The organism is Candidatus Nitrospira nitrosa, assembly GCF_001458735.1.
Classification (GTDB): domain Bacteria; phylum Nitrospirota; class Nitrospiria; order Nitrospirales; family Nitrospiraceae; genus Nitrospira_D; species Nitrospira_D nitrosa.
Genome location: NZ_CZQA01000009.1, coordinates 276555 through 303127, shown reverse-complemented (window position 1 = coordinate 303127; position 26573 = coordinate 276555). Strand labels below are relative to the sequence as shown.

Genomic DNA, 26573 nt, shown 5'->3' with positions numbered 1-26573 from the left:
ATGGAGGGGCATGACTGTCAACGGAGACTGGAATGAATCGTAGCCGGGACTTGCGCTTCGTCACGAATCGTCATGAGGACCAGCAACGAGATGACCGCGCACCCCGTAACGTACCATCCCGGTGCAAGGGGGCTTCCGCTCCGTTCAAAGATCATGGTGGCGACCAATGGGGCTGTTCCGCCGAACAATGCCGATGCCATATTGTATGAAATGGACAGCCCCGTATATCGGTGTGCAACCGGAAAGAGTATCGCGACGATGGCAAAGAAGGGGCCCATGTAGGCGGCGACGAAGATGGTCACGGCCAATTGCGCCATGGCTACAGACACGACGTCTCCGCTGCTGAACCAGGAGAAGAACGGGACCGTACCGAGCGCAAGGCTCATCGCGCCGCCAGCGAGGACCCATCGAGGCCCAACTCGATCGGCTAACTTGCCCATGATCGGGATCAGTATCGCCATCACCGCCATACAGACCGTATTGATGGTGAGGGCCGTCCGCATCGGGAGATCGCTCACCTTCGTCAGATAGGTGGGGAGATAGACAAAGAAGATGTAGAATCCCACGCCATGCAGCAGGACGAGCCCGATGACTTGAAGCAGCGGTGCCCGGTTCTGACGTGCAAAGTCACGAATCGGCGTCGATGAGACCACACCGCGCTGTTGGAGTCGTTGAAAGGCGGGTGACTCAGGAAGATGTTGGCGGAGATACCAGCCGACCACCGCGATGACGCTTCCTGCCAAGAACGGAATGCGCCAGCCCCAATCATGCAGAGTCTCCTGCGTGAAACTCGCGCCGGCCACGGCGCCGACCCCGGATCCCAATAACGCGCCGATTTGTGCGCTGAAGCCGGCCCAACTGCCGATATAGCCTCGCTCGTTCCGTGCGGCATGTTCGATCAGGAAGGTGACCGATCCGGTAAACTCTCCACCGACTGAGAAACCTTGAATAAACCGTAACAGGGTCAGTGCTATCGGAGCGGCAAGACCGATCTGCTCATAGGTCGGCAGCAGGCCGAGCAGGCAAGTGGGAATTGCCATCAAGATCACCGACCACGACAGGGCTGATCGGCGTCCTCTCGTATCCCCCCAATAGCCGAAGCAGAGTGCACCCAGCGGTCTTGCCAGAAAGCCCACGGCAAATACGCTGAATGTGGCGATCAGCGACAGAGAAGGGTCTGAAGCCGGGAAAAACAGGACGGATAAGATCGGGGCAAAGTATCCGAAGAGTGCAAAGTCATACCATTCAAGGACATTGCCGATGGCACCAGCTAGGACGGTTGTGCGAAGTGTCCGGGGGCTGTCTTGGACTTTGGAGGTGGAATCGTTCATCACGGTGTGGTCGAGTGCCCACCATACCACGAACAGGCTGATTTCGTACGTGGGTTGTGTTTTCAGTGGCGCGATCAGTAGAGTAGCCGGGTGCCTGTCTTCATCATGAGGGACACGCGATGCGATGGTGGTGCAGAGAGACCGGTTCTCTCCTTCTGAGAGGGGCAGTGTTGAGTGGTCTGTTGGTGTCCTGTAGTGGAGAGAATGCACCATCCTCATCTCTGAACCAGACGGAGAGTCTCGTCGGAGTGGATGCTGATGCGAACGGGGTGCGTGATGATGTCGACCGATATATCGATACGACCTATGCCGACCAGGCCAGCGAGGATCTCAACAGGGCCGTGCGTCAGTATGCGAGGGCCGTTCAGTCATCACTGGTTCATGCTGACAGTCAAACACAGTCTCTCACCCATGCGACGGAACGCTTTCGAGCCTTAGAGTGCCTCATGGCGAGGCGACCTCGTGAGTTCCATGTAATTTTTGTCGATGTCCGCGCGCAACTGTTAAATACGCCGAGCCGTTCTGAGGCCTATCTGAAGGCCGATGATCAGGTGAAGACAGCGAACCTCCCTTTGTTGCCGGCAGATCAATGGATGACGGCATGTCAGTCTTGACCTCAGGAAGGTTCCTTGTGCTTTCGTTCAGCGTTCTCCTAGGAGCGGGATGGCTTCCGGATGCGGACGCCCAAGTGCAACCTCAATCAGCTTGCCAGAGTGCAACGGCTCCTCGCACGGCAATCTATTTTGTGAATGGGGTCACGACAACGCTCGATGAAGCAAGGTTGAACGGCGGGAAGCTGGAGCTGGAGTTTCTGAGCAAGCTTCCAACCATGGCACCGGTCGTCCAAGCGATGTGTCATCTGTTCTTTCTGAACATCAATCCGACGTCTGGAGCCGTCAAAGATTTTCTTGAGGCAGGTCAACAACGGCTCGGGTTCACGTCGACGACCTTCTGGCAAGGATTGGAAGGGGTTGGCCTGGCGACATCGGGTGTGATTGCGCAGGTGTTGCAGCGTCCCATCAGTAGTGCCGATCAAATCGATCAGGCCACGATCACTCGTCATGCGACGGCCTATCGGGAACAGATTGCCTTCCCATCCTGTCGCCGCGTGCTCATCGTCCCACATTCTCAGGGGAATCTGTACAGTAACGCGTCGTTCGACTCAGTATTTAGCCAGGCACTGCCGCCGCCGCTAGGCACACTGAAGATTGTCGGAGTCGCCACACCGGCGGATAGGGTGGGGGGCAAGGGACTCCATCGAACGTCAAGCACGGACGTCTTGATCAGCGGGATTCGCTTTGTCTTGCCCGCCACGTTAGACGCCAACACAAATTGGGGAATCAGTCCGTTACTCTTCTCTCCTGCGTATTCCGGTGGGCATAGTTTCATCGGGTACCTGACGGCAGAGCCCAGCCGGACACAGATTCTGACGGACATAGAGTCTTCGTTGATCACGCTTGCAGCCGTCAATCCCTGCTGACTCTTCCGCTCGTACTTACTTCCCTGGGTCCTTTGCAGCGTGTAACCCTCAGCACCGGGCACTCAGACCGTGTTCTCACTGTCCCTTGAGCAACGTGAATTGCTGCTTTAACGCCGAAATTTTGAGCAGGTAGCTGCGGAGATCGTGGGCGCCACACTGCTGGTGCGGGGTCAGGCGATAGTTGCGTATGACATAATTACGGCCGGCCCCGGCGCCGCAGAGATGAATGACGGCGGCCAACTCCTGTTTCTGCTCGAACGTGGCCCCTCGATCCCCTGCCAGCCGAGTGACGTATCGGTCGAGTAACGCGGAGGTCATCTCCATGGCATGACCAGGAATAACTCGGCTATAGAGGCTGTTGAACCAACAGGAATTGAAATTATTCCATGGCCCCTGTTCGACGACGACATGGTTGTGGATGCAATAGCGTTTCGCTTCTTGAAACGTCCCGTCGGTGATCTGAAACATTCCGACGGCCGATGAGGCCGGTCGATACCACTCCAGCGGATTCTGTGCGGTCACGCGCCATTTCCAATAGGTGCGGGCGACGGGATTGCCGGAGCCTTCGGCTTGGGCGAGGGCCGCCAGGAGCTCGGGTGTGATGATGGCCGTCGAATGGACTTCGAACAGTTTCCCATACTCTCTCCAGGTTTCACGGGGGCTCTTGTGAAAGGCCGGTTCCACGGGAAAGAACAGTTCCGTTGGCTTATAGTAGGCGTGATAGACCCAGTTGGTCGTTAAGGCCGCGGTAATCAGGATGGCCACCGTACTCCATACTTGTATGGTCGGCGGAGCCTTTCGAATGGCACGCAGGAATGCGGTCAGGACATGCCAGCTCCCCCGAGCAAGGCGCATCAGGGGATGCTTCGAACGTGGGTGGCGGGATGGGGTGTGAGGGGCACCGTGACGACGCGGCATGGTGTCGGGGTAACAATGACCAGATGAACTCGTTCTGTCAACGGGGGCGTCCGAGAGTTTTCGTGAGACAATGGTGGGAGATGTGGAGCCGATCAACAATCTTGCATTACAGTTGCGAGAAGGCTCAAGATGGCCGCCTAAGTTGGGGGGAAGTGCTGCAAGTTTGTTGGAGGAGATCTATGCGACGACTAGTTGCTCTGACTGTTGGGCTCATCGTGATGCTGACGTCGCCACCGGTATTCTCCGAATCATTTACAGACAAGGCGAAGAACGACAGTACGGTCGAGGTCAGCGATGAGGATCCGGCCATGCAAAAGGCCATGGCGCGTGCGCGTGCCGGACTGGACGGGTTTCTGAAAAAAGCAGGATCGCCGCCGTCCGATACCGGTCACTATTCAGTGAAGGTGCGGGTCAGCGAAGGCGAGAGTCTTGAGTATCTCTGGATTGCTGACTTGAAAGGCCAAGGCGATCTCTGGTCGGGACGGATCGAGAATGTGCCGGTGGTTCGATCGTTGAAGAAGGGCCAGACTTATTCGTTCGCAAAGACGGAGATCGTCGACTGGACGTACGTCGATAAGGGCAAAAAAAAGGTCGTTGGAAACTTCACCACCTGTGCGCTCTTGACCAAAGAATCACCAGAGGTGGCCCAAAAGATTCAGAAGCAATATGGCCTGGAGTGTGACCGATGACCAAGGCTATCCTGAGTCTCCTGCGCGCCTGAGGTCTGATTCGCAGGGCGTTCTGCTGATTCTCTCGGAACTCGTGCCAAAATAGCTTGCCGGTGATACTGTGGATCCACTGCCATCTGTGCATGGATCTCCATGGGGCCAGCGAGACTCTTCAAACTCTTTCCCTCTCCGGATTGGGACGAGACAGACCTCGACCAATCGACCGATCCCTTTCACCCTGAGGGGCGATTCCAGACTGCCGCCAAGAAAAAAGCCATTCGGGATTACTTTGATGCCTGCGCCGCGCGTCGTCTGTCGTGGGAGCAGAAGGCTAGAGCCTACTATGAGGATCAGACTCGATATCTGAGATTTCTCGTGCCTGAGGGATTACGAGTCTTAGAAATCGGGTCAGGAATCGGCAATCTGCTTGCCGCGTTGAAGCCATCACGTGGGCTTGGGATCGACCTGAGTCCTGCGATGGTGAGCGAGGCGAGCAGGCGGCATCCGACCTTGGAGTTTCGGGTCGGAGATGTTGAAACGCTGCAACTCGACGAGACCTTCGATATCATCATTCTCGCGGATGTGGTTGGCCATCTCCTCGATGTTCAGACGGCGTTCAAGCGGCTGCGCCGTCTCTGTACTCCCCAGACGCGGGTGGTGGTCTCCTCTCACAACCATGTGTGGGAACCAATACTCCGGTTGTGTGAGCAGCTCGGGCTCAAGATGCGGCAGCGTGAATACAGCTGGCTCTCGCCGGCGGATCTCACGAATCTGTTGTACCTCGCCGACTTTGATGTGGTGAAGGTCGAACGACGATTGTTGCTGCCCCTGCGCATTCCGTTCCTTGCTCCCTTATGCAACCGATTGCTGGCCTATCTTCCAGGGTTGCGCGGGCTCTGTCTGTCGCACTATGTGATCGCTCGCGCAAGGCTCCGGAGGCCGGAGCGGCCCTATTCGACGACCATCGTCATTCCGTGCCGGAATGAACAAGGCAACATCGATGCAGTACTCAGACGGATTCCGCAGTTCGGAGGCCGCCAAGAGATTCTGTTTATCGACGGGCATTCGACCGACGGGACCAAAGATGAGATCGCACGTGTCGCGGCGTTTTATCCCGGTCGGAGCATCAAGCTCTTGGTACAGGATGGGCAAGGGAAGGGGGATGCGATCCGCAAGGGGTTTGCCCATGCGATGGGCGATATTCTGATGATCTTGGACGCCGACGCGACGATGCCGCCGGAAGCGCTTCCGAAGTTCTATGAAGCCATCGCCAGTGGAAAAGGCGAGTGTATCGTCGGCTGTCGGCTGATCTATCCCCAGGAGGGGCAGGCGATGCGCCTGTTGACGCTGTTCGGGAACAAGATGTTTGGCGTGGCGTTCTCTTGGCTGCTCAATCAGCGAATCAAGGACACACTTTGTGGGACAAAGGTGTTGTTCCTCCGCGACTACGAGCGCCTGGCTGCCAATCGGCCATACTTCGGTGAGTTCGACCCCCTCGGGGATTTTGATCTCTTGTTCGGGGCATCGAAACTCAATCTGCAGATTGTGGAGATTCCCGTTCGATATGAAGCGCGGACCTTCGGCAGTGCCACGATCCGACGTGCGGCGCAGGGATGGTTGTTGCTCAAGATGGTGGTCTACGGATTCGGTCGCCTCAAGTCCGTATGAGAATGCGATGAGGTACGACCAGTACCCCCTCCGCATATGGTGAGCCTCTGAGCGATGCGAGATCGCCGTTGACAGACTATTTCAGCATCCTGCGAGGCGCAACATGCTTGCAAGCCGGAAGAGCCCCCACCTATAATGTGCCCGCTATTTCATTGGATCTGTTAACAATTTGGAGGAGTCTGAGCGAACATGAACGAACGAACGTTGGCCATTGTCAAGCCGGATGCCGTCAAGAAGAATGTCATCGGAGATATCATTCACCGATACGAACAAGCAGGGTTGAAGCCGATCGCCATCAAGATGATTCACATGTCTCAGGCCGTGGCGGAAGGGTTTTATGCGGTGCACAAGGCGCGGCCGTTTTTCGGCAGTCTCTGTGCCTTCATGTCTTCTGGTCCGGCTGTGGTGATCGTGCTGCAAGGTGAGAATGCCATTAAGAGGAACCGGGAGCTGATGGGCGCGACGGATCCGGCCAAGGCCGAGGCAGGCACCATTCGCAAAGCCCATGGGGCGAATATCGAATTCAACGCCGTGCATGGTTCCGACTCACCGGAAACCGCTCAGTTTGAGGTTGGGTATTTCTTCCCCGGTATGGAGATTTTCGGATAGTAGAGATCACGATCGGGCCGGCCATACAATAACGGCTGGCCCGTTTCTTGACAATGCCAGCCGCTCCCACTACCATCCTGAAGAATTGACCAGGCCAAGGTTGAGGTTGAGTAGTCGGTTGCGTATCCTCGTCTGAACCTCAGCCTCTCATACTGAATCTCAAGAATGGAGCCGACATGATTCCATCCGATTTGCGGTATCACCAAGAACATGAATGGGTTCGAGTTGACGGCAAACAGGCGACGGTGGGGATCAGCCATTTTGCGCAGGATGCCTTGGGCGACATCGTCTTTCTGGACCTTCCGAAGGTCGGGGCGATCGTGAAAGTTGGGCAACAGATTGGGGAAGTGGAGTCGACCAAAACGACTTCAACGATCTACACGCCGGTGAGCGGGACGGTCACCAAGATCAACCAGGACCTGAAAGATCGTCCTGAGGTGGTGAATTCGGACCCCTATGGCAAGGGATGGATGGCTGTCATTGAGCTGAGCAATCCCGGAGAAGTTGAACAACTGATGACGGCCGCGCAATACGAGGCTTTTCTCGCCAGCCAGAAGCATTGACCCGCTGGTCCGTTTGATCGCCGCATCATTGTGTGATTGATTCATTGGTGACTAGTCGTGTGGTGGCAGATTCTTCTCCGTTTTCTAACTGGATCGGTGCGCACGGTGACCGACCGGATCGGGATGCCTCACTCAACGATAAGCATCTGATCCCATGACCTCCTCACCCCACATCGCGATTCTTGGTGCCGGCCCTGGCGGCTATGTCGCAGCCATCCGTGCGGCTCAGCTCGGGGCACGGGTTACGGTCATTGAGCGAGAAAAACTCGGCGGGGTCTGCCTCAACTGGGGCTGTATTCCCAGCAAGTCGCTCCTCTCTGTCGTGGAGCTCGGTGACAAGCTCAAAAAAGCGGAGGATCTGGGGCTGATGCTCCAGGCACCGGCGGCCTATGATCTTGCCCGTATGGTGGCTCGGAAAGATAAAGTCGTGGCCACGCTGGTGAAGGGGATCGCGACGCTGTTCAAAGGCTGGGGGATCGAACAGGTTGTCGGGCTGGGGGCTATCAAAGATGCAGGCACCTTAGCCGTGACACTACCGGATGGAGCGCAGCGTGAGATTCACGCGGATGCGCTGGTGATTGCCACCGGGTCTTCTTGGCCGAATCTTCCCCAATTTCCCATCGATGGACGGCAGATCGTGACCAGCCAGCAGATGCTGGACTTGACACAAGTCCCGGCCAGCCTTGCCATTCTTGGTGGTGGGGTGGAGGGTTGCGAGTTTGCCGCGTTGTACAGTGGTCTTGGTACAGAGGTCACCATTCTTGAACTCATGCCGCGACTCTTGCCATTGGAGGATGAGGAGATTTCGTCCACGATCGAGCGTGAGTTGAAAAAGCGGGGCGTGACAGTGATGACTGGCACGACGGTGGAGAAGGCAGCGCGATCATCGGAGTCGCTGGCGCTGTCGTTGAAAGACGGGACGACGATAGCAACCGAAAAGCTCTTGGTCTCGGTCGGACGCGGATTCAACTCCCAAGGGATTGGATTGGAACAGGTCGGTGTCGCGCTTGGGCGTCGTGGCGAAGTGCTGGTTGATGAGTTCATGCAGACGAATGTTCCCGGCATCTATGCGATCGGTGATGTGACCGGCAAGGCGATGTTGGCCCATGTCGCGTCAGCGCAGGGGCTGGTGGCAGTTGAGAATATCTTGGGGCACCAACGGGCGATCGATTATAGCGTCATCCCAGCCGGTATCTTCACACTTCCGGAGATTGGACGTGTGGGATTGACCGAGCAACAGGCCAGAGCACGTGCGGAGGAAAACGGAAAGGATCCGAATCAGGCGGTGAAGGTCGGACGGTTTCGGTATGGGGCTCTGGGGAAGGCTCAAGCGACAGGCGAGACGACCGGATTCTACAAAGTCATTGCTGATGCCGAGACTGATCGGATTCTCGGTATGCATATGCTTGGGGCCCATGCAGCAGACCTCATTCATGAACCGGCGTTGGCGATGCAGGTTGGGGCGACGGCTACGCAAGTCGCTCGTCTCATCCACGCCCACCCCACGCTGGCTGAAGGTGTGATGGAATCAATGGAAGATCTTGATGGGGCCGCCATTCATCAACTGAGAAAGACAGGGAAGGGATGATCAAGTCTCTCCTCCTCAAATTGGGAATGTTGGCCGTCACGATTGGAGTGGTATTGTGGCTGGGATGGGTGCGTCATGTGCCTATTCAATCGCTTGCTGCCTCTACGCAGGAGCGAACTACGGAGCTAGTGAACAGTTCCAGTCACCATGCAGGTGGCGAGAAGCGTGTAGCAGCGGTCAAGGTGGTCAGCCAGCACGATCGGATGGTGGTCGACCTCAATCAAGCGACTGCCGATGAGCTGGAAGCGTTGCCAGGTATTGGTGCCGTGCTGGCGCAGCGGGTGATTGCGTATCGAGAATCGGCAGGACGATTTCGGACTGTCGAAGATCTTCGTAGCGTCAAAGGGATCGGCGCCAAGAAATTTGATCGCCTCAAGTCATTGGTCACGGTCTCCACCAGGGAGACGCAACGAGAGACGGAGCGATTCACGTCATGAAAGATGTAGCCCAACAACTCGACCTCATTCTCCGTGGTGCGGTCGAGGTCATTCAGCAGACCGAGCTCGAGGCCAAGCTGAAGCGATCCCTCTCGGAGAAACGACCGTTACGCATTAAGGCGGGCTTCGATCCGACGGCGCCCGATCTGCATCTGGGGCACACCGTCCTCATCCATAAATTGAAACACTTTCAAGATCTTGGGCATAACGTGATCTTCCTGATCGGGGATTTCACGGGGATGATCGGTGATCCGACCGGCGTCTCCGAGACGCGTAAGGCGCTCACCAAGGAGCAGGTTCAGGAGAATGCCAAGACCTATCAACGTCAGATCTTCAAGATTCTCGATCCTGAGAAGACCACTATTGAATTCAATAGCCGCTGGATGGGAACGATGACTGCCGATGGATTGATCCAACTGGCCGCGCATTATCGCGTTGCCAGAATGATGGAACGCGACGATTTTCACAAACGGTACCATGAGCAGAAGCCCATCAGTGTCCATGAGTTTCTCTACCCGCTCGTGCAGGGATATGACTCCGTTGCCCTGAAAGCGGATGTGGAACTGGGCGGGACAGATCAGAAGTTCAATCTTCTGGTCGGACGCGAGTTGCAGCGAGACTACGGTCAGGAGTCACAGGTCGTCATTACCATGCCGTTGCTCGAAGGCACGGACGGCGTGAAGAAGATGAGCAAGAGCGTCGGGAACTACATTGCACTCGAAGACAAGCCGGGTGAGATGTTCGGCAAGGTCATGTCGATCAGCGACACCCTGATGTATCGATATTATGAGCTGCTGACAACGGAAGATCTCAATCATGCCCGGTCACTGCATCCGATGGAAGCCAAACAGACGCTTGCCGAGTTGATTGTGGCGCAGTATCACGGAGCAGAGGCTGGGAAGCAGGCAAGAGGGGAGTTTGCGCAGAAGTTCCAGAAACAAGAGTTTCCCGATGAACCGGATGTGCGAGTGCAGCTGACTGCAAACGATCTGCGAGATGGAAAGGCCATTGGGTTGGTTGATCTCGTAGCCAAGACAGGACTGGTCCCCAGCAAGAGCGAGGCCCGCCGGTTGATCATTCAAGGTGGCCTCGAACTCGACGGACAGAAACAGAGTGATGCCAATGCCACGCTTGAGGTTGTCCAGGGCAAACAGCATCGTTTGAAAATCGGGCGACGAAAGTTTGCGACGGTGGAACGGGTTGAATAGCGATGGATGGAAAGATGTCTCGAAAAATCAAATCCCTATCTGTGGCTGGACAGTCAGCCGGTGTTCCTGTATAAGATCTCCAGTGAGCGGGCGTAGCTCAGTGGTAGAGTCCTTGCTTCCCAAGCAAGTTGTCGTGGGTTCAAATCCCATCGCCCGCTCCAAACCAAAATCACACTTCGTGTAACTCGTCGCTTCGTTTAGCACAGCCGCTCTTCGCCCTTGCCTCCAGATAAGTTTTCTCGGTAAGGTTTGATCTGGAGCTGGACCGCGAGTCTCGTTACTATTTCTTCACAGCTTCTTCCTCCGAAACTTTTTCATATCCTCTTTAGCGGCGAGCAATGGCACCTGGGCCGAGAAGGTCGCTCCGTGGTTCAGTCTCGTTCTCTTCATGGTCTTGTTCATTTCGTTCGCCACGACCCGGTAGCATCGTTGAAGCTAGGCTCTCACTTGCCATACTATCCAAATTCCATGACCTCTCTCTGTTTCACCAGTACACTCGTGCCGCTACCTAACTTTTTGCTATCGAACCAGTTCATGACGTATACTTTTGTTGGTGATGGCTGAGCAACAACTGCCGCCGGACGACGCCTGGAGGTGCAACGTTCGACGAGTTCGGCCAGCTGTTGCCGTAACGAAAGATTGGAGATTTGATCGTTCTCTCGCTCGCGGAATTCTCCTGCTGGTCGTTTGCTCGCTGGAATGGCTTGCGCGAACTCGACTCCTTCCCTAGAGGATCAGTCCTATATGGTTGGCGTCTACGCAGGGGTGATGTTTGTTAATGGAGGCAAAGGCTCACTGGAAGCGGCTTCGGTCGTTTGCCAGGAAACTCTCGATGTGAACCTTGCCAAGGGATGCAGAAGGGGAGAACGCCGCTGCACAATCACAGACGCAGATGGGAATCGAGTCTTTGCACGGTATTTCTGCTCTGGTGATATTTTTGAGAGCTATCGTGGACCATGTACGATTCTTAGTGGCACGGGAAATGTTGCGGGGATTACCGGCGGCGGTGAGATGATTTTGGGAGTCTAGGCTCGCGAACTCACACCCGGTGCCGGAATGGAGAGTGCCCATCAACAAGCCATCGGGGTGGCCGTATGGCCTGCGTTACAGTACAAGATTCCTGTGAAATTCAAGTAGACTCTTTGTGATGCGATTTCAGACCGCTGCAGTTATTGATGTGACGAGGAAGAGGCTTGTAGTCTCTCAGTCGCCGCATTGCATCACCACCTTATACTGGTCGGCCTCCGCAGGCGGGTGAGTTTCAACCAGGTGCTCAAGGTATAACACAAAGACAACTCAGGGAGGATCCAGTGAGTATGAGTCGAACTCTTCGAATGGTGGCGCTGCTGATCTGCTTGCCCCTATTGACTCTGGCGGCCCCGGGGTGTCAATCGGTTGGTCACGCGCCCGCGCAACAGTGGAGCCCAGAACCTATCGATTCATTCGGTTTGGTTGCCGGCAAGTGGGCAGGTCTTCTGGTGCGGGCTCCAAAAGTGCGCAAGGACGACTGGATTCGCTTGTCGATCGATAATGACGGACGCTATGAGTTTTCCAGCTATCGGACCATAGGAGTGTTCAGCGGGCAAGGGCACTTCACGTTGGCCGATGGGAAGCTGACCGTGACAACCGAACGAGGCACTGCCACCGGCTCTTTGTTTGTATCGAATGGTTCACGCATGATGCGCTTTATCGGAATCATGGAGGACGGTGTGCAATATGCGGCTGAGCTCGAGCCCTCCCGCTAAGTTATCGCTCACAAATCCGAGTATCAGAATGACGCTTGCTTGGTAGGGATCCGTTCTCCACTTCATAACCATCATAGATAATTAAGACGAAAGGTAACCAAAGAAGGACCGCAAGCAGAGCTTGAACCGATACTCACATTTCTTCAACTCCATCCGGGAGTGACATCCGCGACCAAGGCAGACGTCGCTATGGGGGTTGGATGGCTTTCCACCCTTTCACAAATTCCCTCGGATCCATCGGTCGCTGATACGCCCATTGAGTACATCCTAGCCGGAAATTCAAGATTAGTAACGGTAGAGTCCGGGTGAGGACGAATAAGAGTCGATGGAGATATACAGCGACTGTCCGGCAAACCAGATCGGTTGAGTAAGGTGGTTACGAGATGAAGGGATCACATACCGCGGAGAATATGGCATGCTGCTCATTCTTGGCTGCGTGCCTCTGCCTGTTTTTCTGGATATTACGAAAGGATAATGATGATGCTCAAACAGATGCTTGCGCTTGGCTCTGCGGCATTTCTTGGCGGAATAGTCGGAGGCATGCTTAGCACTCAGGTGTTCTTCCCGCAGTTGGTTGAAGCGCAGAATCCCAACGGAGTCCATGCGGAGGAATTTCTATTGCTGGATGCGAAAGGCAAGGCACGCGCCGGTCTTGGCTTGGATGCAAACGGTGAGATAGGACTTGTGCTTCGGAGTAAGGACGGAAGCCGGACCCTCACCCTGTCGCCTGACGATCCATTAATCATCAAGTTAGTCGAGCGAGGAGGCCGGATTCTGTGGAGTGCACCCTAAACCGTTAGGAAAGAACTAGACGGCTTTCTTGACTAATCCTGAACGTAAGCAGCGCGTGCAGACGCGGATTCGCTTGTGGCTCTTGCCGACCACAGCTCGCACAGTTTGAATGTTGGGGTTGAACACCCGCCGGGTCTTATTGTTCGCATGGCTGACGTTATTCCCAGAGACCGGCTTCTTGAGGCACAGTTCACACATAAGCGCCACGATCGTACTCCTTCTCGCTGAAGTGAAATTCAGTTGAACGTTGGGATAGTACCATAGCCGGATGAACGCTCACAAGCGTCTGATTCTTCTCATGATACATCGTGGGATGGAGGCACAAGCGGCTCGATCTTGACAACCTCTTTAGCCCTCTCCTATCCTGCTTCGGTGAAGGAGCCTTCGAGTAAGGGAAGAGGGTCGAAGCCCTCGCGGTCCCGCCGCTGTGAATGGGGACGAAACCCGTTGATGCCACTTGCGTGGCTGTGAAGCGTTGTTTCGTGAAGCGCTCGTGTTATGACGCGAGATACGATTCACGAGATATGTTTCATGTGCATGCTGGGAAGGCACGGGGAGTAGGGGGAACCATGAGCCAGAAGACCTGCTCGAAGAGATGACCGTCGTTCCCTCGAGGCTGGGGAACGGGTGAGGATGAAGACGCGGGTGCAATCCTCAAGGTCTGGTCGGGCCTTGGGGATTTTTTCTATTGACGCGATGGAGCCAACCACATCCGATTCTTACGGCGTTGATTCTGGCCGCACTCACGCTTGTGGTTTCATGGTCCGGTGAAAGTGGCGAAGGAGATGTTGGTGTGATGAAGCGACGGCAACAGGGCATCCTGACCGGCATGCCGTTCATGGCCCACGTCTCGTCCCGTGCATTTGTCGATGATGTCGGGCGACGCATCTATCTGGCCAAGCCGCCGGCCCGTGTGGTGTCGCTGGCGCCGAGTATCACGGAGATGCTGTTTTCGCTTGGTTTGGCGGATCAGATCGTCGGAGTCACGGAGTTTTGTGATTATCCGGCTGGTGCACAATCGAAGGCCAAGGTGGGCTATGCGAATCCCAATGTGGAAACCATTATTGCCTTGCGGTCGGACATGGTGCTCGCACCCAAAGACTTTCTCCGTCCTGATGTTCTCGCAAAACTCGAACAGTTAAAAATTCCGCTGTTCGTGCTCGATGCCAAAACCTTAGAGGATATCCCACTTCAGATCCACACCTTGGGGACGATGTTTGAGAAAACCTCGGTCGCGAACGACGTCACTCAGCGCATGCGCCAGCGGATGGCCGAGCTCAAGCTCAAAGTGGAGACTCTCCCGGTGAAGCGAGTCTTGTATGTCTTAAATAGCCAACCGTTGATCAGCGTTGGGCCGGGAAGTTTCATCCACCAGATGATCGGCCTCGCAGGGGGAGTCAATATCGCTGCTCAGGCGGGTGTGGCCTATCCACGACTGAGTATGGAGACGGTGCTCAAGGAGGATCCGGAGGTGCTGATTTTCCCGAGCGGCGAGGTCGAAACGGTACCGCGAAGCGAGCAGCAGCAGTGGCGGCGGTGGTATTCCCTCTCAGCGGTCAAACAAAAGAGATTTCATGAAGTCTCGTCAAGTCTTCTGAATCGTCCTGGGCCTCGTGTCATTGAGGGGCTGGAGCAGCTCGTCCGGGCGATTCATCCGGAACTGTTTGGTCCCGGTGCCCCTGCGTTCCACCCATGAGGCTCTTGTGAAACAACCATCAGCCACAGGGGCTCCACGTTCCTGTGCCGATCGGTTGTCTGGCGGACAAGGCGCTGCGGTGTCAGCTCGAGGCAGTCTTGTTCAAGAAGCTATCCTTACCCGTTCACGTTTGATCCTGATACTTGGGCTGTTGAGTCTGACGGCGGTTGTCGCAAGCCTGGTGTGTCTTCACTTTGGAGCTCAACCGATTGCCTATGGAGAAATGTTTCGCCTGTTGATGGGCGCGATGACACGTGAGCAACCTGGAACGGACGACGCTGCCGCCGATATCACACGTACGATCTTGCTCCAGATTCGACTCCCTCGGGTCTTGCTGGGGTTCTTCGTGGGATGCTCATTGGCGTCGGTGGGTGTCGTATTACAGGCCTTGTTACGAAATCCTTTGGCGGATCCCTATGTGCTTGGCGTTTCCAGTGGTGCGGCTCTCGGTGCGGCGCTGGGTGTGCTGTGTGGGGCCGGGACCACGTTTCTTGCGGAGGCTGCTTTACCGGCCTGTGGATTTGCCGGAGGGATCATGGCGTTGGTAATAGTCTATCGAATGGCGACCAGTGCCGAACGGTTACCGATTCATAGCTTGCTGTTGACCGGGGTGATTTTGAACGCCATTTTCTCCGCGTTGATCATGTTCATTACGTCGATCCTCGATCCAAATCGTTCCTATGGAATGATGGCCTGGTTGATGGGAACACTCACGTCTCCTACCTATAGTGGGCTCGTCGGGGTGCTGGTCTATCTTTCGATCAGCCTCCTGCTCCTCTTCAGGCAGATGCGTGCGTTGAATATCTTGGCACTCGGAGAAGATACGGCTCGCACGCTTGGTATCGATACAGAACGGGCAAAGCGCTCCATTTTCATTCTGACGGCGTTAGTCACCGGTGCGGTGGTGTCCGTCAGCGGCATGATCGGGTTTATCGGGATGGTGGTCCCCCATGCCGTGCGGCTGGCCATTGGCGCCGACCATCGACTGCTCCTTCCTGCGTCGGCGTTGGTTGGCGGCACCTTTCTTATGGGAGCCGATACGATGGCGCGGACATTGATCGCGCCCACGGAAATTCCGGTCGGCATCATCACCGCGTTGGCTGGCGGGCCATTCTTCGTCTATCTTCTGCTTTGGCGCAAGGATCGTTTGGCATGAGTGGGGTGAGTGACAGTCAACCTGGTGAGCTTGAGACGCATTGTCCGACGAGCGAGATCAAACCCTATTACGCCTATGAGGTGCAGTCCCTTCGGTTTCGGTATCAGTCAATGGAATCCATGAGCCATAAATGGATTCTCAATGACTTGTCCTTTCAGGTTGTCGAACGAGAGGTTTTGGGTATCGTAGGGCCCAATGGGTCTGGGAAGACCTCCTTGCTGAAACTATTGGCACGGCTTGCCAGCCCACAGCAAGGCGTCGTCAGATTGTTTGGCCGAGATCTGACGGGAATGGGGCAAGACGAAATAGCTCGTGTGGTGGGAGTGGTGCCACAAGAGAGCCAGCAGCTCTTTCCCTTTAGGGTTGCGGAAACAGTCTTAATGGGTCGATTTCCCCATCGTTCTCGAGATCGATGGGGAACTGGATTCGGATGGGAAAGTGGGGAGGATGTCGCCATAGCCGAGGACGCCATGACGACCATGGACGTCATCCACTTGGCTCAGCGGGCGGTGACGGACCTCTCCGGCGGGGAGCGGCAGCGGACGATGATTGCGCGAGCGTTGGCTCAGACGCCCAAAGTCTTGTTGCTCGATGAACCGACCGCCTTTCTCGATCTCCAACATCAGGTTGAGATCGGTTCGGTACTCCGCCGATTGAAGGTCGCGCGTGGCTTGACGGTGATCCTCGTCTCGCATGATTTGAATCTTGTCAGCCAATATTGCGACCGGATTCTGTTATTGGATCAAGGGCGGATCGTACGGCTGGGTTGTCCTGAGCACGTGATTGAGCAGAGGGCGTTGGAATTGGTGTATCGATGCCGGGTGCTGGTGGACCGACATCCGGAGACCGGGCTGCCGCGAGTGACGCTTCCTGGACGGTGTATGCCAGGTGGAGCATGATATGAGGACAGGCAAGATCGCACTGCTTCATCTTGAGACAGTTCCCGGGGCCATTGATCGGAACCGGTACGTGATTGTCGAGGCGATCAAACATGCCGCCGCAATCGGAGCGCAATGGATCGTCACGCCGGAGCTTGCGGTGTGTGGACTACAGTTTACCCACGTCGTCGGCTCAGATTGGATACAGCCGCAACCCGACCCGTGGATGCAACAGGTCTGTAAGCTAGTCAGGACGTTGAAACAAACCGTATTTCTCGGCTGCCCGGAGCGGGAGGGCAGGCGGTTCTATAACTCAGTTTTTGTCATCGGCCCGACGGGTGAGATTGTAGGGCGACATCGCAAGATCAATGTCGTGAGTGATTCACGCTCATGGTCGAGCCCAGGTGACCGTGCTGAGCCGATCGAGTGCGACGGGATCAGGGTCGGTCTTCTCGTGTGCAGCGACGCCTATACGCCTGATATTGCGCGAGCGCTGAAATTTGAAGGCGCGAAAATGTTGGTGTCGCCCGCGTCATGGGGACCAGGCATTCATGGGCCAAATGGAGAATGGGAACAGCGGAGCTATGAAACAGGACTTCCCTTGATCGTGTGTAATCGAACAGGTGCAGAGGAGACACTCGACTTTTGGAAGGCGCCGAGCTTAGTCGCGAAGAATGGTGACCGATTGTTGTCTCATACGTCAGAGCGGTCGGCAGTCCTCACGTTTGACTGGGACTTCTCCAATATGGTACCAAGCTCACCCCACCTTCGTGCCGACTACCTACGAAGCTAGCTCGGCTCAGCAACGAGGGTGTATGGGAGGATCCGTGCTGGATAGGGAAAGGCGCATCCCCTTTTTCTATCGAATACTGGTGGATGCGCCGGAGTAAGGAGGTCAGGGTTTAGAACGAGATAGGCCGTCAGTGCCGGGGAAGATGGTGCAATTCCATCACGGTGCCGCCACTGTAAGCGGGGAGTGACTCTGCCACATGCCACTGTGCGTTTCACCGCACGGGAAGGCGCAGGGAAACGATGATCCGCAAGTCAGGAGACCCAACGGACGGGAAACATTCACACCCTTCGAGTCAAAGGGAGGTTGTCATGCATCGCGCGTATTGCTATGTCGTACGTGTTTGTGCTGTCGGTGTCTTTTCTGCTTGTTTGAGTGCTACCACCCCGTCCGCATTCGCTCAGGACATTGCCATGGCTGATCAACAGGAGACCGTCGAGGCTCCTGATGTCGTGATCAGTGCGACCAAGACCCCGTTATCGACTAAGCAAGTCACCAGCGCCGTCGAAGTCATCACCGGCGAAGAGATGCAGCAACGAAAGGTCAAAACGGTTTCCGAGGCGCTTCGCTGGGCACAAGGGCTCTCGGTCAACCAGAGCGGGGGACCAGGCACGACGGCGGACGTACGGATGCGTGGAGGAACACCAGAGCAAACACTTGTGTTAATCGATGGCGCGATTGTCAACAGCGCGACGACCGGCGCCTACGACTTTGCCAATCTGACGAGCGACAACATCGAACGGATTGAGGTTTTACGAGGAAGTCAGAGTATGCTCTGGGGGGCAGATGCGATGGGCGGTGTGATCAACATCGTTACAAAGCGGGGGCACGACAAACCCAATATTTCAGGCTTTGCGGAGTATGGCTCGTTCAATACGATTCGGGAGGGAGCCAGTCTGGGTGGCAAGAAAGGGCCGATCGATTTTTCCGGGTCGATCTCCCGCTGGGATACGGCAGGTTTTTCAGCGATCAATTATCGGCGTGGGGCGGCTGAGCGCGATGGGTATCACAACTGGCAAGGATCGCTTCGGCTCGGCGCCGATCTTCCCAGAGATGGAAGGCTGGAATTCAGCTTTCGGTGGATGAAGTCGATTGTGAACTTCGATGGGTTTGCGTTTAATTCAGTCACCTTTGCGTCCGATCCGGCGGATGCTTTGGGGGCAAAATCAAGAGCCACCCAATACGTCTTTTCAGGAAACTATTCGCAACCGATCACTTCATGGTGGTCGCAACGCCTGACCTTGTCACGGGCGACCGACAACCTGATGAGTGATGGTGGAACGGTCGCCCGAAACGTCGTGACCGGAGCAACGGGGGCGATCGGCTTCCCGTTTAAGTCTCAAATTGAGACCACGAGCAACCGGATTGAGTGGCAGCACAATGTTCAAGTCGGCAAGCCCTTATTACTGACGGCTGGCTATCAGTTTCGTGAGCAAAAAGGCGATAATCGCAACCTGCTCACAAACACGTCGACGTTTGAGGATAAAGGTGTCAGCAGCCATGCAGGATTTGGGGAGGCGCAGTTGAACCTCTGGGATCGCGTATTTGGCACGGCGGGAATTCGGCAGGACGAGTACAACGTGTTCGGCGGCGCCACAACCTATCGCGTGACGGGCGGGTATTTACTCAAGGAAACAGGAACCAAAATCCGCGGCAGTTATGCCACCGGATTTCGCGCGCCGACGATCAATCAATTGTTTTTTCCGAATTTCGGCAATCCGAATCTCCAACCGGAGAAAAGTCAGTCGCTTGATGCCGCTATCGAGCAAACATTGCCTAATAATCGAGGAACCGTCAGTGTGGGATATTTCTGGACACGGTATCGCAACCTCATTCTTGCGGCTCAAGATCCTGTGGCCTGCGGAGTCGGATCGTTCGGTACGAATTTCTGTGCGGTCAACGTTGGGTTGGCGACGGCAAGAGGGTTTGAGGCGAGTGTCAAATTGAGGTTGTATCGTGACGAGCCTTGGGCCAAGAGCTTAGATCTTCTGGTTCACTATACGTACACGGACACGGAAAACTTTCAGAATGGCCAAACCACCCGCGTCCCCAAATGGCCGCTCAATCAATGGTCCGCCATCCTGAGTTATGAACCGATCGAAGGTTTGCGGGCAAATGTGGAAGGGCGGTACTTTGGCCAGCGGTTCAACAATACCGGAAATACGAATGCGATTCCGTCATTTTTGGTCTGGAATCTGTCTGCCAGTTATGACGTCACGAAGCAGGTCCAGGCCTATTTGCGGTTCGATAACATGTTCAACGAGAAGTATGAAGAAGTGCTGTTCTTCGGCACACCGATTCGTTCGATTTTTGGTGGCGTGCGGATCAATTATGATCTTCCCATCTAAAGTCGTATGAAGCCCTATCCACGATTGGTCATTGCCGGCACCCACAGCGGTGTCGGGAAGACCACTGCGACGTTGGCGATTTTGGCGGCCCTACGAGAGCGGGGCCGCCTCGTGCAGCCGTTTAAGGTTGGACCGGACTTTATCGATCCAAGCCACCATCAAGCGGCTACCGGCCGATCTTCTCGCAACCTCGATGGATGGATGCTTGGGGCAGACTGTAACCGTGAGATCTTTGTTTCTGCTGCGACTGATGTTGATGTCTCCGTTATCGAAGGAGTCATGGGATTGTTCGATGGCAGTTCGCCCGTCAACGAGATTGGCAGCACGGCGGAATTAGCCAAGCAGTTGGAGGCACCGGTTCTGCTGATTGTCGACGGCAGCGCGATGGCTCGTTCTGCCGCAGCCATGGTGGCAGGTTACGCACGCTTTGATCCGGCCTTGCGTGTGGCCGGTGTGCTGTTCAATCGTGTGAGTAGCGACGGGCACTACCAGTTACTCAAGGCAGCGGTCGAGCAGGAGACGGATGTCATTCCGCTCGGTTATCTGCGTCCTGATCCCACGGTGACGATTGTCGAGCGTCATTTGGGTCTTGTGATGCCTGGTCACGAACAAGCTCCTGCTCCGTACCAACGATTAGCCAGGTTGGTGCAGGACACCGTTGATCTGGAGGGTCTTGAAGTGCTCGCGAAGTCGTGCGCGCCGTTCCCTTTCACACGAGATCCTATTACTCACCCAGCTCCGAAGACGGTGCGGATCGGTGTGGCGCGGGATGCAGCCTTTTGCTTCTACTATCCTGACAATCTCGAACTGCTTGAAGCCAAAGGGGGCGAATTGGTCTCATTTTCTCCGATCCATGACGAGATGCTTCCAGATGATCTTGGACTGTTGTATTTCGGTGGAGGCTATCCTGAGTTGCATGGTGCGGCGTTAGCGGCCAATAGGCCGATGAAACAGGCGATCCGCCGATTCGCTGAGCGGGGTGGGACCATTTATGCGGAATGCGGCGGTATGATGTACCTCACGCAGGGCATCAGAAGTTTTGAGGGAGTGCTGTCTGAGATGGTAGGACTCTTTCCAGCCGAAGCAACGATGCAGAGCAAGCGGATGACTCTGGGATATCGGGCAATCGAGCTGACTCGACCGTGCATGCTCGGGGCAGCCGGGTTGGCTGCGCGGGGGCATGAATTCCACTACTCTGAGGTGATTCCGAAAGGGCCGCTGGCGTATGCCTGTACCTTGGCTGATGCACAAGGTGAGTCAAAGGGGTTTGACGGCATGCTGCTCAATAATACGTTGGGACTCTATACACATCTACATTTTGCCAGTCAGCCAAGTATCGCAGCGTCATTGATTGCTTCTGTTGGCCGAACTGATTCTGGCGCGAATGTTCCGGGCGTATCAAAGGTTTCATGATGGAGCAAGATGATCACAAAGCAAAGATGGCGCGGCTGAAGGCGTCGGTGGATCGGCGAATCGATGCCGCGCAGGATGAGAAGGGATTGCTGATCGTCCACACAGGAGCTGGTAAGGGGAAGACGACTGCCGCCTTGGGCATGGCGCTGCGATGCGTCGGCCACGGCATGAAGGTAGCCGTTGTGCAATTCATCAAAGGCGCGATCGATACGGCGGAAGAACGGATGCTTACGTCTTTTAGGGATCGGGTCACATTTCTACGGATGGGCGAAGGCTACACCTGGGAAACACAGGATCGGGAACGGGATATTCGGTTTGCGCAACAAGCCTGGGCGAAATCCTGTGAGTGTTTGCGCGATTCTTCCTATGCGATGGTCATTCTTGACGAGTTCAATATCGCGTTGCAGTACGGCTACGTCCGACTCGAAGACGTTCTGCCGGTCCTTCGCCGCCGGCCGCCGATGCAGCATGTGGTGATCACAGGTCGGGGAGGACCAGCCGATCTCTTGGAAGAGGCCGACCTGGTGACGGAGATGAAACAGGTCAAGCACCCCTTTCGCAAAGGCATCAAGGCCCAGGCCGGGGTTGAATTTTGAGAGGGCCAGTCACGAAGACGTGTGAGCGTTGCGGACAATCGTTCGAATGTGTTGGCTATCAATGTTGGTGCGGAGCGATCGGCATTACGGACCAGCAGATGGATTGGATCGCTGCGCGGTTCAAGGATTGTCTGTGTCCGGCCTGCTTACAGAGAGTCAGTATGGGTGAGCGAGGGCCTCAGGAATCATCGACGGATCAGCGGAAGCGCTGACCGAGTGCATGTAATGGGATCGCCTCGATCATCTGCAGGATCAATATCAATAATTCGGTATCGACAAGAAGGAGGTCGCAACCATGCGTGCATGCTCAGTTCGAACACAACTGGTCATCGGGGTCGTCTTGGTCGTGCTCATGGGCGTGACAAGGGGATATCATTTCGCACCTCTGGAGCATCTGCCGAGCGCCTCGTGGGCGATTTTCTTTCTTGCCGGCGTGTATTTGCGTTCCCGCTGGGTCTTTCCCGCATTACTGGCGGAAGCCGCGGCGATCGACTTTGCCGCCGTGACATGGGGCGGCGTGAGCAATTTCTGTGTCAGCCCCGCCTATGGCTTTTTACTCCCTGCCTACGGCACACTGTGGTTCGCTGGCCATTGGTATGCCGAACGTCACCGCGACACCGTTGCGACGCTCGTTCCATTAACGATGAGTGTGGTCGTCGGCACGGCGGTCTGCGAGATGATTTCGAGCGGCAGTTTTTATTTTCTCTCCGGACGCTTTGAGCCGACTGGTGTGGCCGAGTTTGCACGGCGATTCATGGAATACTTCCCACGATCGCTCTCGTCGATAGCGTTCTATATCTGGATTGCCGGCATGATCCACGTCGTCGTGCGCATGCCGATCATGTCGTTCTCGAGTGGTAGAACGTCCAATTAGCCGCTGGTTCCTATCGAGCAACGTTCGAGTGCGATCCGCCTACGCGTGGTCCATTCTGGTTAGCTCGAAGAAACGAAATAGGATCGATGGGATTCGAAGAAGCCAGGTGTCTGATCAAACCACATTATCAACAGTGTGATCGATGACGCGCCGAGCCGCCAATGCTCTCAAATTCTCCCGCTCAGAGCGGGATGCCGTCTATCGGGCGATTTTTGAACGTCGTGATGTGCGTCGAAACTTTCTGCCGAGGCCAATCTCTGACCCAGTCATGATGCGGCTGTTGACTGCGGCGCATCATGCCGGATCGGTCGGCTTTATGCAGCCGTGGGATTTTGTGGTGATACGAAATGCGGCGACGAAACGCGCAGTGAAGCGGTTATTCGTTGAAGCCAATACGGAAGCCGCACGCCGTTATACAGGTGTGAAGGGCGATCTCTACCGACGATTGAAACTGGAGGGGATCGAAGAGGCTCCGATCAACCTGTGTGTGACCTGTAGTCGGAGGCGTGGAGGGGCAGATGTACTTGGTCGTTCTACGGTGCGTGCGACGGATCTCTACAGTACCTGTTGTGCCGTTCAAAATCTTTGGCTTGCGGCCAGAGCTGAAGGGATCGGTGTTGGTTGGGTCAGTATTCTTGATCATAATGCGTTGAAGCGAGTGGTTGGTGTTCCTAAATCGGTGACGATTCTGGCCTATTTGTGCTTGGGGTATGTCTCGAGATTTGAACAAGCTCCTGATTTGGAGACGGCGGGGTGGCGGGACCGGATTCCAGTGAGCCGGCTGATTCATTACGATGGGTGGGGCAATTACGCCGATGAGGAGGAGCGGGACGGGTATGAGAATCACGAAAGTTTATACCAGAACGGGAGACGCGGGAAAGACCAGGCTCGCCGGCGGCCAACAGGTGTGGAAAGACAGTCTTCGAGTCGAAGCCTACGGCACCGTCGATGAATTGAATTCTTCAATCGGAGTCGTCCGGGTGCTCAATAGCGAAACGAGGGGGCACAACAAACAGGCCGGCCAGTTGGAGGATGAGCTGAGATGGGTGCAGAACAAGCTTTTTGATGTCGGGAGCATTCTTGCGACGGCACCGGGGCAGACGTTCAAGAACATGCCGCAGGTGATGGCGAGCGATGTCACACGCCTCGAAAAAACGATTGATCGATGCCAGAAGACTTTGGAACCACTGAAAGAGTTTATTCTCCCTGGTGGCGGGAAAGTTTCCAGTTTTTTGCATCAGGCGAGGACGATTTGTCGTCGAGCTGAACGATTGTGTGTGGCGCTCTCTAAGACCGAGCCGGTTGATCCGCAGATCATCAAGTTTATCAATCGCCTGAGCGATACCCTCTTTGTCCTGGCTCGTTGGGTCGCCAAAACACAGGGCGAGCCTGAGTTTTTATGGGAACGCAATGTCGCCAAGAAGTCCACGTAAAGGTCGGTCTGTAGGTCGACCCAAGGGCCGTATTATTCTTGTGTTAGGCGGAGCCTCGTCTGGGAAAAGCGAATTTGCCCTTCAGGTAGGCGGTTCTCGTGGGCCACGTGCATTTGTGGCGACTGGGCAGGGGCTTGATGAGGAAATGGCAGGACGAATTGCTCGGCACCAGGCGACTCGTTCCGCCGAATGGCAGACTGTTGAAGAGCCTCTCGATGTGGAGGCATGGTTTGCCGAGCAGGGGCCAGAGTATCGGACTATTGTGTTCGACTGTGTGACGCTCTGGTTAAGTAATCTGCTCGGAAGTGGTCTCGTGGAGTCAATCATTCTTGCTCGGATTGAACCCCTTCTTGAGGCGATGCGGCTGACTGGCGCCAGTGTCATCATCGTCAGCAATGAGTTAGGTTGTGGCCTTGTTCCCGCTGAACCATCGGTGCGAGCCTTTCGTGATCTTTCCGGACGAGTGAATCAATGCCTTGCCGCCGGGGCGGATGAAGCCTATCTGGTGGTCAGTGGACTTCCGCTTCGCCTGAAGTGAGGAAAGGAGTGTTATGTCGATTCAGGATGTCTGTCGTCAGATTCAATCGCTGGATCTAGCGCTACAAACCAAAGCTCAGACTCATTTAGGTCGCCTGACCAAGCCGCTCGGTAGCCTCGGCAAGCTCGAGGAGTTGGCGACCGCCTACGTCACCATGACCGGTGAATTGAAGCCAAGTATCCCCCGTGGAATGGTTTTCACCTTCGCTGCGGATCATGGTGTCACTGCAGAAGGTGTGAGTGCGTATCCCCGTGAGGTCACACCGCAAATGGTCCTGAATTTCCTTCGGGGTGGAGCCGGTATCAACGTCCTCGCTCGGCATGCGGGGGTTGTTGTTCGTGTGGTCGATATCGGAGTTGATTACGAGTTTACGGCCGCCCCTGGGTTGATTCATCGCAAAATCATGAATGGGACGCATAATCTTTCGCGTGAGCCGGCCATGACGAGAGAACAGGCGGAGCATGCTGTTATGGTGGGGATCGAGTTAGCGAAAGAGGCCGTACAGGAAGGCATCGGCCTCATCGGAACCGGGGAAATGGGCATCGGGAATACGACTTCCAGCGCGGCCATTACTGCCGTGATGACGGGTCGGCCAGTAGAAGAGGTCACCGGACATGGGACAGGTATTCAGGAGTCCGATCGTGCGCACAAGGTACGCGTGATTCAACGGGCTCTTGATCTCCATCGTCCGAAGTCGTCCGATCCGATCGGTGTACTGGCAAAGATCGGCGGATTGGAGATTGCCGGGCTGGCTGGGTTGATGCTCGGGGCAGCAGCCTCCCGGGTGCCTGTGGTGCTGGATGGATTCATCGCTGGTGCCGCGGCGTTGATCGCCGTGGGAATTCAGTCGTTGTGTCGCGAGTATCTCATTGCCGCGCACCGGTCGGTTGAACAGGGGCATCGTGCAATTCTGAGCCATCTGAGGTTGACCCCGCTGTTTGACCTCGATTTTCGACTCGGCGAGGGGACCGGGGCCTGTTTAGGAATGGATCTCGTTTGTGCGGCGGTCAAAGTCTATACGGAGATGGCGACCTTCGAAGAAGCCGGTGTTGCAAACAAGCTGTGACGCCTATGGGAGCTGTCGCCCGTCCATTCATCTTTGCCTGGCATTTTCTCACGACTATTCCTCTGAGCCGAGCTCATCATGAACCGACGGCGCCTGAGCTGGCGGCGTCGATGGCGTGGTATCCCGTCGTTGGCTTGCTGATCGGCGGTGGTTTGGTTGTTGCTGATTTGGTATTGCAGGAGGTCTTTGACAATCTCGTCGTGAACGCACTGTTGATCGTGCTCTTGGTACTGCTGACACGCGGACTTCATCAGGATGGATTGGCTGATACCTTGGATGGACTGGCCGGAGGCGGCACACTGAGCGAACGACTGTCGATCATGCGCGATCCTCGCATCGGCGCACTCGGGGCAACCGGGCTTTCCCTCTCGTTGATGCTCCGGTATGCCGGCTTGATGGCATTGCCCCAGGAGTTGCGGGTACCGGCACTCTGCTGCATGCCGGCGGTTGGCCGTTGGGCCATGGTGACCTCAGCGTGGCTTTCTCCCTATGCCAGGAAAGAAGGCGGGTTGGCCGCACCGTTTCTGACCCATCTGTCTTGGCGGCACGTTGTCGTGGCGACACTTATTGTGGCCATTGGACTGGGAGTGGGTTTTGGCATCGTCAGCTCGCTCGTCGTCATGATGGGCGGGGCATTTGTCGTGCTGATGGGTTGGTGGGGGTGCCGCAGCTGGTTCGGCGGGGTCACCGGGGATACCCTCGGGGCCACAAATGAAGTGATCGAGATTCTCTTTCTTCTGTCCATTCCCCTCTTGCTTCGGTTGCCATGACCGGTGGA

The 26573-nt window shown here is 55.7% G+C and carries 29 protein-coding genes, 1 tRNA gene and 2 riboswitches; of the genes, 27 read left to right on the top strand and 3 right to left on the bottom strand.

The window, feature by feature from the left end; all coding sequences use genetic code 11:
- Window positions 1-17: 17 nt before the first annotated feature.
- Complete coding sequence (locus COMA1_RS13610) at window positions 18-1331, bottom strand: MFS transporter (protein WP_176698056.1); 1314 nt, start codon at window positions 1329-1331, stop codon at window positions 18-20.
- 119 nt (window positions 1332-1450) lie between these two features.
- On the opposite strand from COMA1_RS13610, the gene COMA1_RS13605 reads away from it, so the two are divergent.
- Both COMA1_RS13605 and COMA1_RS13600 read left to right on the top strand, forming a co-directional pair.
- Window positions 1451-1945, top strand: coding sequence for a hypothetical protein (locus tag COMA1_RS13605; RefSeq protein WP_176698055.1), 495 nt, complete (start codon window positions 1451-1453; stop codon window positions 1943-1945).
- Window positions 1933-2811, top strand: coding sequence for a hypothetical protein (locus COMA1_RS13600; RefSeq protein ID WP_090749421.1), 879 nt, complete (start codon window positions 1933-1935; stop codon window positions 2809-2811). The genes COMA1_RS13605 and COMA1_RS13600 overlap by 13 nt, the downstream gene beginning before the upstream one ends.
- A 75-nt stretch (window positions 2812-2886) precedes the next feature.
- On the opposite strand, the gene COMA1_RS13595 is transcribed toward COMA1_RS13600, so the two are convergent.
- A complete protein-coding gene (locus tag COMA1_RS13595; protein WP_141654346.1) occupies window positions 2887-3666 on the bottom strand; it encodes a lysozyme family protein in 780 nt (259 codons plus the stop codon).
- Between the two features lie 242 nt (window positions 3667-3908).
- On the opposite strand from COMA1_RS13595, the gene COMA1_RS21125 reads away from it, so the two are divergent.
- From COMA1_RS21125 to COMA1_RS13540, 11 genes are all read left to right on the top strand, one after another.
- Window positions 3909-4418: a DUF2314 domain-containing protein gene (locus COMA1_RS21125; protein WP_176698054.1), complete on the top strand. Its 510-nt coding sequence runs from the start codon at window positions 3909-3911 to the stop codon at window positions 4416-4418.
- A gap of 132 nt (window positions 4419-4550) precedes the next feature.
- Window positions 4551-6065, top strand: coding sequence for a glycosyltransferase (locus COMA1_RS13585; protein ID WP_090749413.1), 1515 nt, complete (start codon window positions 4551-4553; stop codon window positions 6063-6065).
- A gap of 189 nt (window positions 6066-6254) precedes the next feature.
- Complete coding sequence (ndk, locus tag COMA1_RS13580) at window positions 6255-6674, top strand: nucleoside-diphosphate kinase (protein ID WP_090749411.1); 420 nt, start codon at window positions 6255-6257, stop codon at window positions 6672-6674.
- A 176-nt stretch (window positions 6675-6850) separates the two neighbouring features.
- Window positions 6851-7237 carry a glycine cleavage system protein GcvH gene (gene gcvH, locus COMA1_RS13575; protein ID WP_090749409.1) on the top strand — a complete coding sequence of 129 codons (387 nt, stop codon included), beginning with the start codon at window positions 6851-6853 and terminating at the stop codon, window positions 7235-7237.
- A gap of 154 nt (window positions 7238-7391) precedes the next feature.
- On the top strand, window positions 7392-8825 hold the full coding sequence (lpdA, locus tag COMA1_RS13570; RefSeq protein ID WP_090749407.1) for a dihydrolipoyl dehydrogenase: 1434 nt from the start codon (window positions 7392-7394) through the stop codon (window positions 8823-8825).
- Complete coding sequence (locus COMA1_RS13565) at window positions 8822-9262, top strand: ComEA family DNA-binding protein (protein ID WP_090749406.1); 441 nt, start codon at window positions 8822-8824, stop codon at window positions 9260-9262. The genes lpdA and COMA1_RS13565 overlap by 4 nt, the downstream gene beginning before the upstream one ends.
- Window positions 9259-10470 carry a tyrosine--tRNA ligase gene (gene tyrS / locus COMA1_RS13560; protein ID WP_090749404.1) on the top strand — a complete coding sequence of 404 codons (1212 nt, stop codon included), beginning with the start codon at window positions 9259-9261 and terminating at the stop codon, window positions 10468-10470. The genes COMA1_RS13565 and tyrS overlap by 4 nt, the downstream gene beginning before the upstream one ends.
- 86 nt (window positions 10471-10556) lie before the next feature.
- Window positions 10557-10631, top strand: a tRNA-Gly gene (locus tag COMA1_RS13555).
- Between the two features lie 583 nt (window positions 10632-11214).
- A complete protein-coding gene (locus COMA1_RS13550) occupies window positions 11215-11499 on the top strand; it encodes a hypothetical protein (protein ID WP_090749403.1) in 285 nt (94 codons plus the stop codon).
- A 287-nt stretch (window positions 11500-11786) separates the two neighbouring features.
- Complete coding sequence (locus COMA1_RS13545; RefSeq protein ID WP_090749401.1) at window positions 11787-12215, top strand: hypothetical protein; 429 nt, start codon at window positions 11787-11789, stop codon at window positions 12213-12215.
- A gap of 474 nt (window positions 12216-12689) precedes the next feature.
- On the top strand, window positions 12690-13007 hold the full coding sequence (locus tag COMA1_RS13540; protein ID WP_141654345.1) for a hypothetical protein: 318 nt from the start codon (window positions 12690-12692) through the stop codon (window positions 13005-13007).
- Between the two features lie 15 nt (window positions 13008-13022).
- On the opposite strand, the gene rpmB is transcribed toward COMA1_RS13540, so the two are convergent.
- The gene (rpmB, locus tag COMA1_RS13535) at window positions 13023-13214 is read right to left on the bottom strand and encodes a 50S ribosomal protein L28 (protein WP_090749397.1); all 192 of its coding nucleotides are present in this window, start codon (window positions 13212-13214) and stop codon (window positions 13023-13025) included.
- A 140-nt stretch (window positions 13215-13354) separates the two neighbouring features.
- Window positions 13355-13612, top strand: a riboswitch (cobalamin riboswitch).
- Between the two features lie 83 nt (window positions 13613-13695).
- On the opposite strand from rpmB, the gene COMA1_RS13530 reads away from it, so the two are divergent.
- From COMA1_RS13530 to cobS, 14 genes are all read left to right on the top strand, one after another.
- The gene (locus COMA1_RS13530) at window positions 13696-14703 is read left to right on the top strand and encodes an ABC transporter substrate-binding protein (protein ID WP_245631087.1); all 1008 of its coding nucleotides are present in this window, start codon (window positions 13696-13698) and stop codon (window positions 14701-14703) included.
- A 7-nt stretch (window positions 14704-14710) separates the two neighbouring features.
- Window positions 14711-15859 (top strand): FecCD family ABC transporter permease, encoded by a 1149-nt coding sequence (locus tag COMA1_RS13525; RefSeq protein WP_090749395.1) that lies wholly within the window; start codon window positions 14711-14713, stop codon window positions 15857-15859.
- On the top strand, window positions 15856-16758 hold the full coding sequence (locus tag COMA1_RS13520) for an ABC transporter ATP-binding protein (protein WP_245631085.1): 903 nt from the start codon (window positions 15856-15858) through the stop codon (window positions 16756-16758). The genes COMA1_RS13525 and COMA1_RS13520 overlap by 4 nt, the downstream gene beginning before the upstream one ends.
- A gap of 1 nt (window position 16759) precedes the next feature.
- Window positions 16760-17530, top strand: coding sequence for a carbon-nitrogen hydrolase family protein (locus tag COMA1_RS13515; RefSeq protein ID WP_090749393.1), 771 nt, complete (start codon window positions 16760-16762; stop codon window positions 17528-17530).
- A 135-nt stretch (window positions 17531-17665) separates the two neighbouring features.
- A riboswitch (cobalamin riboswitch) is annotated at window positions 17666-17792 on the top strand.
- A gap of 148 nt (window positions 17793-17940) precedes the next feature.
- A complete protein-coding gene (locus COMA1_RS13510; protein WP_245631083.1) occupies window positions 17941-19875 on the top strand; it encodes a TonB-dependent receptor plug domain-containing protein in 1935 nt (644 codons plus the stop codon).
- Between the two features lie 6 nt (window positions 19876-19881).
- Window positions 19882-21288 carry a cobyrinic acid a,c-diamide synthase CobB gene (locus COMA1_RS13505; RefSeq protein WP_090749390.1) on the top strand — a complete coding sequence of 469 codons (1407 nt, stop codon included), beginning with the start codon at window positions 19882-19884 and terminating at the stop codon, window positions 21286-21288.
- Complete coding sequence (gene cobO, locus COMA1_RS13500; protein ID WP_090749388.1) at window positions 21288-21884, top strand: cob(I)yrinic acid a,c-diamide adenosyltransferase; 597 nt, start codon at window positions 21288-21290, stop codon at window positions 21882-21884. Before COMA1_RS13505 ends, cobO begins: the two co-directional genes overlap by 1 nt.
- The gene (locus COMA1_RS22215) at window positions 21881-22096 is read left to right on the top strand and encodes a cysteine-rich CWC family protein (RefSeq protein WP_176698052.1); all 216 of its coding nucleotides are present in this window, start codon (window positions 21881-21883) and stop codon (window positions 22094-22096) included. Before cobO ends, COMA1_RS22215 begins: the two co-directional genes overlap by 4 nt.
- A gap of 83 nt (window positions 22097-22179) precedes the next feature.
- Window positions 22180-22758 carry a hypothetical protein gene (locus COMA1_RS13490; RefSeq protein WP_090749384.1) on the top strand — a complete coding sequence of 193 codons (579 nt, stop codon included), beginning with the start codon at window positions 22180-22182 and terminating at the stop codon, window positions 22756-22758.
- A 142-nt stretch (window positions 22759-22900) separates the two neighbouring features.
- Window positions 22901-23710, top strand: a complete 810-nt coding sequence (bluB, locus tag COMA1_RS13485; protein ID WP_141654344.1) for a 5,6-dimethylbenzimidazole synthase — start codon at window positions 22901-22903, stop codon at window positions 23708-23710.
- Window positions 23664-24191, top strand: coding sequence for a cob(I)yrinic acid a,c-diamide adenosyltransferase (locus tag COMA1_RS13480; protein ID WP_245631081.1), 528 nt, complete (start codon window positions 23664-23666; stop codon window positions 24189-24191). Before bluB ends, COMA1_RS13480 begins: the two co-directional genes overlap by 47 nt.
- Window positions 24169-24729 (top strand): bifunctional adenosylcobinamide kinase/adenosylcobinamide-phosphate guanylyltransferase, encoded by a 561-nt coding sequence (locus tag COMA1_RS13475; RefSeq protein WP_090749380.1) that lies wholly within the window; start codon window positions 24169-24171, stop codon window positions 24727-24729. Before COMA1_RS13480 ends, COMA1_RS13475 begins: the two co-directional genes overlap by 23 nt.
- Window positions 24730-24742: 13 nt before the next feature.
- Window positions 24743-25795, top strand: a complete 1053-nt coding sequence (gene cobT / locus COMA1_RS13470) for a nicotinate-nucleotide--dimethylbenzimidazole phosphoribosyltransferase (RefSeq protein ID WP_090749378.1) — start codon at window positions 24743-24745, stop codon at window positions 25793-25795.
- Between the two features lie 5 nt (window positions 25796-25800).
- The gene (cobS, locus tag COMA1_RS13465) at window positions 25801-26565 is read left to right on the top strand and encodes an adenosylcobinamide-GDP ribazoletransferase (protein ID WP_090749377.1); all 765 of its coding nucleotides are present in this window, start codon (window positions 25801-25803) and stop codon (window positions 26563-26565) included.
- Window positions 26566-26573 lie beyond the last annotated feature (8 nt).